Origin of the sequence: uncultured Nostoc sp. (assembly GCF_964245575.1) — a bacterium.
Classification (GTDB): domain Bacteria; phylum Cyanobacteriota; class Cyanobacteriia; order Cyanobacteriales; family Nostocaceae; genus Nostoc.
Map to the genome: position 1 here is coordinate 1 of NZ_CAXTNP010000381.1, position 5922 is coordinate 5922.

A 5922-nucleotide genomic window follows, 5' to 3' on the forward strand; every position below is an offset into this window, starting at 1 on the left:
TATGGCTATCAATGTCTTTATTTATGGCAACAAGAACAATAACTTTGGCATTGTGCGTACCAAAATCATTTTGTAAAAGACAGTGAGGGCAGGATGTTGGAGGTAGGGTATTAGATGTAGTATTTAAGACACTAAAATGCGAGTATGTCACATACTACAACATCTTCTTAATTCTCTACACCTTTGATCCAGGAATGCTAGGGATTTACGCTTTTATTAGTGCCATTCACCCCATTTCTTGGATTTCCCTTAAGTGGGGGCTTGACATGATTCAATAGTACATTTAACCTAGTAGTTAATTAACCATTAGGTTAAATAAAAATGTCTAACAAACAACTGAGCCTTACCTTTGCTGCCCTTGCTGATCCTACACGGCGTGCAATTCTGGCTCACCTCGCCAAAGGTGAGGCATCGGTAAGTGAGTTAGCCAAGCCTTTTAAGATGAGTCTTCCTGCAATCTCCAAACATATAAAGGTACTAGAGCGTGCCGGACTGATTGTCCGGGGTCGCGAAGCTCAATGGCGACCATGCCAAATTCAACCACAGCCGCTCAAAGAAGCGGCGGATTGGATTGAGCAATATCGTCAATTGTGGGAACAGAGGCTTGATCAGCTTGATGATTACCTGCACGAATTACAAACTCAGGAGAAACAAAATGAGCAACATTGAGGATGACACTGATGCTCAATCTCAACGTGAGATCGCGATCGTCCGCGTCTTGAAAGCGCCGCGCTCCCTTGTGTTCCAAGCATGGACTGATCCGAAACACATAGCGCAGTGGTGGGGCCCCAAAGGTTTCACAACCCGTGTGATTGAGATGGATCTGCGTCCCGGTGGGAAATGGCGCTACGTGATGACTGGCCCAGACGGCAGGGAGTACCCGGCCAAAGGTGTTTTTCGCGAAATCGTACCCTTTGAGAGGATTGTTACCAGTGATGAATTTGATGAAGGCTTTGAAAAAGTCGTAGATGCTGATTTACCAAAGGGAATGGTTGTAACAGCCATTTTCGAGGATTTAGATGGCAATACCAAACTCACACTCCAGATTATGCATGAGTCTATTGAGGAGCGGCTAGGGCATGAACAGATGGGTGTGATCGAAGGGTGGAACTCCACTTTTGACTGCCTAGATGAGTTTTTGGCGAAAGCTTGAGTCTCTTTTACAAGTGCTTCGCCACACAAACTTTGCGTGGTGGTAAGCTCTTGGGCAGAGGTGCAAAGGGGCAGGGGGGAAAGAACTTGTACAAATCTCTCCTTTACTCCCCTGCTCAACAGCTCTTCTGCCGACCTCCACAAGCGCAATTTTGGGGAAAGGGAACTACTAGGGATGAGTTGCTTGTATGTTTATCTTCATCAAGCCGAGAAAAAGTTGATGCGATGGTTGCTCCCTGCTCTTGCCGCCGGTGGAGCAACCTACAACGAACGACAACACCACATTATGTACGGACATGGGTTTGCTGAGTTAAACCGTCATATTTGGGAAATTATTTACATGGAGCCAAGCGCAATAAAGCGAGGTTGAAAATGCGATGTGTTGTGACTTGAGCATTACCTATATCCGGTCGCATCAGCAGGTTTACCCGCGTCCTGCACTTCATGAATGTAGCGCCACGCATCGGGTTGAGAGCCGAATGGCACTAAGAAAAGGGAAAATCGTTGAGGCAGCAGGGGTGCAGAGGAGCGGAGGAGCAGGGGAGAAAGAAGAAGGAAGAAGCATACGGACAGAAACAAGAGGCATACGGAAAGAAGCAAGAGAAATTCTCCTCTGCCCCTCTGCCCCCCTGCTCCTCTGCAATCCTTACGCCGCCTACCCTTCAGCTTAACTTAGTGCCATTCGGTTGAGAGCCATCAAGATCGGTAAAGTCATAAACCTGTGCTAGTTGCCCACTGGAAAGCGATTGGCCATTCCAGCGCACTACTTGTGGATCGCCAGCTAGATAAGCAACTGCACGCCCAACATAGCGGGGCGTTTCAGAAATGATGAAGTGCGGTTCCTTTGCTGTTGCGTCTTGCCAGTTGGCTTCACTCACACCAAAATGATCGAGCATGAGTTCCGAGCGCAACCAGCCCGGAGTCAGCGCTACGGCAGTACATTGATGCGGTTTAAGTTCTTGCGCCAATCCCCACGCCATGCGAATTACCGAGGTTTTAGCAAGGTCATAGAACATCGACAGCCGATAGTTTGTGCTATTATATTCGGCAGTCCCATCAGTAATTTCGATTACCAATCCACCGGGTTTATGGATCAACAAGGGTAATGCGAAGTGGCTAGCGATCAGGTGGGTGTTGATCGCTAGTCTTAGCATCCGTAATCCTCGATCTAAAGAAAGCTCCCACACGGGCTTGTTGAACTCCGCCAGATATTCTGCACCAATATCGTTGACTAGAACATCCAGACGACCATGCTCCTGCTCAACACGAGCAACAAGCGCCTGTACTTGTTTTGGGTCTAAATGATCGACTACAACTGCGATTCCTTTCCCACCTGCCTGGTTTACCAATTCCGCCGTTTCTTGGATCGTTTCAGGGCGGTTGTATTCCGAACGCACAGTAAGAGTGGTGCGTCCGGTGACATAAACGGTTGCCCCTGCTGCACCAAGTTCCACAGCAATGCCACGACCTGCACCGCGTGTTGCCCCAACTACAAGCGCAATTTTATTCTTCAATAGCTGCATAATTGACCTCCTTAAATCCTGCGAGGTAGCTTAAAGAAATCGATGACTCCAAACAAACCATCTTTATGCAGCATAAGCTGAACTTCCTGACATCCCTTGTCATATTTAGGCAGTAAAGTAAAAAGTAGTTTCGATTGGTCTTAGGATAGTTATGCGTGCCGATCGCCTCCTCTCGATCCTGATGTTGTTGCAGGTTTATCGTCAGCTAACAGCGCGAGATTTAGCAGAACGATTGGAGGTATCTGAGCGCACCATCCATCGTGACATGGATGCCCTCAGCAGTGCCGGAGTTCCGGTGATGGCAGAACGCGGTAAAGGAGGTGGTTGGAGTTTACTCGACAGCTATCAAACTACGCTGACAGGACTTAATTTGGCAGAGATCCAGGCGCTGTTTTTGCCAAAGCCCGCAAACCTGCTAGCCGATTTAGGCTGGAGTCAAGCATTTGAAGCGGCTCTGCTCAAACTTCTGGTAGCAATACCTGCCGCAAATCGTCAGCAAGCAGAAATCGTTAGTCAGCGCATTCATGTCGATCCAACAGGCTGGCATCGGTGGGACGAGGAAATGTCGGCATTTGCGACTCTACAAACAGCGATTTGGCAAGAGCGGCAAGTAAACCTCAGCTATGAGCGCGGTAATGGCAAACTGGTCAAAAGATTAGTCAACCCACTGGGATTGGTCGCCAAAGGCAATGTCTGGTATTTCGTTGCCTCGGTAGAGTCAGAGGTGCGCTCCTACCGGATTTCACGAGTGCGGGATGCCATGCTTACAGATTACCCCTGTGTTCGTCCGGTTGAATTCAACTTAGTCGACTATTGGCAACAATCGATGGTTGAGTTCAAAGCCAATCTGCCTTACTATGGCGTAACGGTGCGTGTTGCTCCAGAGGTTATGCCTCGGTTACGCTATGCCGGATACTTTGCCCGAATAGAACAGATTAACTCGCCCGATGCCGATGGCTGGACTCGCGTCTGGCTGAGGTTTGATATAGAAGAAGCGGCTTGTGCTTATGTGCTGGGGTTCGGCGCAAAGATGGAGGTAATTGAGCCATTAGAATTACGCGATCGCGTTTTGCAAGCAGCAAAAGAGGCGATATCACGCTATGCTGAACAATGAACAAGTGCATTGCGTTTCGAGAACTGTGCGATCACCTAAAGGTATGGCTAACGCTTCCGCTTGAACAACACCGCTCAGTTCCCGTCATCTCGACTCCTGCAAGCACCAGAAGCTACTGCCATAATTGCTGATTTTAAAAGTTATTATCAGTAAAGGGAACTATGGATGGTAAAAATCTTTGGGCAGATGGGTAAAATTCTAACCTTGCTCCATAATCATCTGTTTGTGATATTTCTAATTCAATTTTTTGCTGATTTTTATCATCAAAGAGTAACTGGATTTGATAATCTGTCCAGAATTGCTCACTTAGTTCATCTTCTAGATCAAAAAGCTGTTCTTCATCGCCCCAGATATCTGACCAAAGGACTATCCGATTAGCGCGGAAATGATTTTGACCTTTGACATCTGCAATCACAAAATATACTTCGACATTTAAATTAAACCCAAACTCATCAAGCTCTGTCTCTTGGATCGCACATTTAACCACAACTAAGCTATCAGGGTTAACATTCACTACTTGCTGTTGGCGCTGTAATATTTCTTGAAATACCAAATCAGGTAGCAGCTTTGAACTCTCTTCGAGTACAATTTTTTGAGTTTCTGGTGAATAGCGAGTTTTTAATTCTTGGGTTATTAGATTTAAGATATCACCCGTGGCTAAATTGACAACTATTTTTTTATTTGTGGAATTAAGGAAACATCCATGATTAAGTAAATAATGTTTTTTAGCTGCCATGATTCTTTAAAAACCTTCTCTGCTTGAGTGATATCCTGATTTATCAAATAGCCTATCGTAGCAAGGCAATGACGATTGTCTTGCTTTTTCTTCTACTCAAAATCCGCATATTGAGGAGGACTAGCCCCGACTCGCTGAGTAATTTTAGGATATTTGCCTGATGGAACTGTGTCTGCAATGCTGATGACATCAATCTGATGCCATCAATCATCACCAAAATCGAACCAGTAACCAAAAGCATCATCTATAGATAAGCCCAAAGATGCAATTGAAGTACTAGAAACATCTCCTGTAGGCTTTGGTGTCAAATCGGAACTTGAAAATACTTGTTTTATGCAATAGCATCTTGCATTTGGATCTTGCGGCCCTTTTCCTCCTACTTGAAATTCATACATATGTTCTTCTTCTCGGTCAAATGCTTTAAAGATGATTTTATGCAGATCCTGCAAAGTATTGCTGCTTTCAATTTCGATGGTTCTAGACACCACTGGATTTTCTGCTGCAAATTCCTCTGTAATTGGGCCATCAATTAAAAACACCTCTAGCACATATAGTGTATTGAGAGAAGGGTTAGTCGCTTTTTTGGAAGCATTTTCTGATTTTTTAGTTTTAGCCATATTCATTACAGGAATTTAGCTCACCCAGCTCCAGTTTTCTAGGATTTTATCCTTTTGAGTCGGTTTGAGTTTTTGAAATCAAACCAGAACTGTTGCGTATAAAGCCACTTGCATCAATCATTATTGTAATTGACTGTAGCGTTTTGATTTACTCTGTTCCACGCAAGGCGGGAGGATTTCCCAACGCCCGTCAGAGGTAATGAGAAGTTTGGCTTGTAATGAGGGTATAGCTGAATGGCACTAAGAAAAGCCGAAACACTTGTGGTTAAGCTGTTTGCAAAACATTTCGTAATTCGTGCCGAGGTTTGGTCATTAAGGGGTAAGCTTTGGGGCGACGTTTGCGGACTCGTGGTTCACTTCTACCTGGGCGAACGCTCACAACTTTGTGAGCAATAACTTTAAGTAAAGTGCGATAAATTTGGAGACGTTTTATTGAAGTTGCTGCTAAAAATTCGGGAATAAAGTTATTTAAATGATGGCGAGTACTTTGTAGTGATAGGCGTAATGGGGGAGTACCGTAAGTAGTACCTGCTGACCACATCAAACTACGCAGGAGATTGTAAGCCAGCAAATAAACATAAATCTCTTTGCGTACCATTGAAGGTGTTTTACACCGTAAAATATCCATTCCCAAGGTGGTTTTTATATGTCTTAAATCTAATTCAACCTCCCAGCGTTGACCGTAAAGCCCAACAATTTCCAAAGTAGAATAGGTTATTGTATCTAACAGGGTAAGCGCGTCTCAAACACTATTGACAAGCGGATTCTGAGGCATGATCA

At 45.0% G+C, this 5922-nt stretch carries 7 protein-coding genes and 1 pseudogene; 4 read left to right on the forward strand and 4 right to left on the reverse strand.

Annotation, left to right across the window (positions count from 1 at the left end; genetic code table 11):
- Nucleotides 1-321: 321 nt before the first annotated feature.
- The 3 genes from ACFFAP_RS34875 to ACFFAP_RS34885 all read left to right on the forward strand — a co-directional run bounded on the left by ACFFAP_RS34875 (nt 322) and on the right by ACFFAP_RS34885 (nt 1522).
- Nucleotides 322-669: an ArsR/SmtB family transcription factor gene (locus tag ACFFAP_RS34875; protein ID WP_375515497.1), complete on the forward strand. Its 348-nt coding sequence runs from the start codon at nt 322-324 to the stop codon at nt 667-669.
- Entirely contained in the window at nt 656-1153 is a 498-nt protein-coding gene (locus ACFFAP_RS34880; protein ID WP_375515498.1) for an SRPBCC domain-containing protein, read from the forward strand. The genes ACFFAP_RS34875 and ACFFAP_RS34880 overlap by 14 nt, the downstream gene beginning before the upstream one ends.
- Nucleotides 1154-1327: 174 nt before the next feature.
- Nucleotides 1328-1522, forward strand: a complete 195-nt coding sequence (locus ACFFAP_RS34885) for a hypothetical protein (protein WP_375515499.1) — start codon at nt 1328-1330, stop codon at nt 1520-1522.
- A gap of 292 nt (nt 1523-1814) precedes the next feature.
- Here the strand turns inward: ACFFAP_RS34885 and ACFFAP_RS34890 are convergent, their stop codons facing one another.
- Nucleotides 1815-2675, reverse strand: coding sequence for an SDR family oxidoreductase (locus tag ACFFAP_RS34890; RefSeq protein ID WP_375515500.1), 861 nt, complete (start codon nt 2673-2675; stop codon nt 1815-1817).
- A 151-nt stretch (nt 2676-2826) separates the two neighbouring features.
- Between ACFFAP_RS34890 and ACFFAP_RS34895 the strand changes: the two genes are divergently transcribed.
- On the forward strand, nt 2827-3789 hold the full coding sequence (locus ACFFAP_RS34895) for a helix-turn-helix transcriptional regulator (RefSeq protein WP_375515501.1): 963 nt from the start codon (nt 2827-2829) through the stop codon (nt 3787-3789).
- Between the two features lie 133 nt (nt 3790-3922).
- On the opposite strand, the gene ACFFAP_RS34900 is transcribed toward ACFFAP_RS34895, so the two are convergent.
- From ACFFAP_RS34900 to ACFFAP_RS34910, 3 genes and pseudogenes are all read right to left on the reverse strand, one after another.
- The gene (locus ACFFAP_RS34900; RefSeq protein ID WP_375515502.1) at nt 3923-4525 is read right to left on the reverse strand and encodes a hypothetical protein; all 603 of its coding nucleotides are present in this window, start codon (nt 4523-4525) and stop codon (nt 3923-3925) included.
- Between the two features lie 203 nt (nt 4526-4728).
- Nucleotides 4729-5142, reverse strand: coding sequence for a hypothetical protein (locus ACFFAP_RS34905; protein ID WP_375515503.1), 414 nt, complete (start codon nt 5140-5142; stop codon nt 4729-4731).
- 265 nt (nt 5143-5407) lie between these two features.
- Nucleotides 5408-5830: pseudogene (locus ACFFAP_RS34910) on the reverse strand (transposase); the annotation flags it as partial.
- Nucleotides 5831-5922 lie beyond the last annotated feature (92 nt).